The organism is Vibrio sp. Y2-5, assembly GCF_014596725.1.
Taxonomy (GTDB): domain Bacteria; phylum Pseudomonadota; class Gammaproteobacteria; order Enterobacterales; family Vibrionaceae; genus Vibrio.
On record NZ_JACVEG010000053.1, the window covers coordinates 1 to 909 of the forward strand.

General features: G+C 47.1%; 1 protein-coding gene. It reads right to left on the minus strand.

Annotation, left to right across the window (positions count from 1 at the left end):
* On the minus strand, positions 1-909 hold a 909-nt coding region (gene tuf / locus HUO09_RS21825; RefSeq protein ID WP_188235270.1), incomplete at both ends, for an elongation factor Tu.

Sequence of the window (909 nt, forward strand, 5' to 3'; positions counted from 1 at the left end):
TAGTGTGTGGAGTGATTGAACCTGGTTTAGCAAGTACTTGACCACGTTCAACTTCGTCACGTTTAGTACCACGTAGAAGTGCACCAACGTTCTCACCCGCACGACCTTCGTCTAGAAGCTTACGGAACATCTCAACACCAGTACATGTAGTTGTTGTAGTGTCGTGGATACCAACGATTGCTACTTCATCACCTACACGTAGGATACCGCGCTCGATACGACCAGTTACAACTGTACCACGACCTTGGATCGAGAACACGTCTTCGATTGGCATTAGGAACGGTTGGTCTACTGCACGCTCTGGCTCTGGGATGTATGAATCTAGCGCTTCTGCTAGTTCAACGATTTTTGCTTCCCACTGCTCTTCGCCGTTTAGTGCGCCTAGTGCAGAACCTTGGATAACTGGTAGGTCATCACCTGGGAAATCGTACTCAGATAGAAGTTCACGAACTTCCATTTCTACTAGTTCTAGTAGCTCTTCATCATCAACCATGTCACATTTGTTCATGAATACGATGATGTAAGGGATACCAACCTGACGGCCTAGTAGGATGTGCTCACGAGTTTGTGGCATTGGACCATCTGTTGCAGCAACAACTAGGATACCACCATCCATCTGTGCAGCACCTGTGATCATGTTTTTAACATAATCCGCGTGTCCTGGACAGTCTACGTGTGCGTAGTGACGTGATGGAGTGTCGTACTCTACGTGTGAAGTAGCGATTGTGATACCGCGCTCACGCTCTTCTGGAGCGTTATCGATAGATGCGAAGTCTTTCGCTTCACCACCGTACACTTTTGCAAGTGTAGTACAGATAGCTGCTGTTAGAGTTGTTTTACCGTGGTCAACGTGGCCGATAGTACCAACGTTTACGTGCGGTTTCGTACGTTCAAATTTTTCTTTAGACA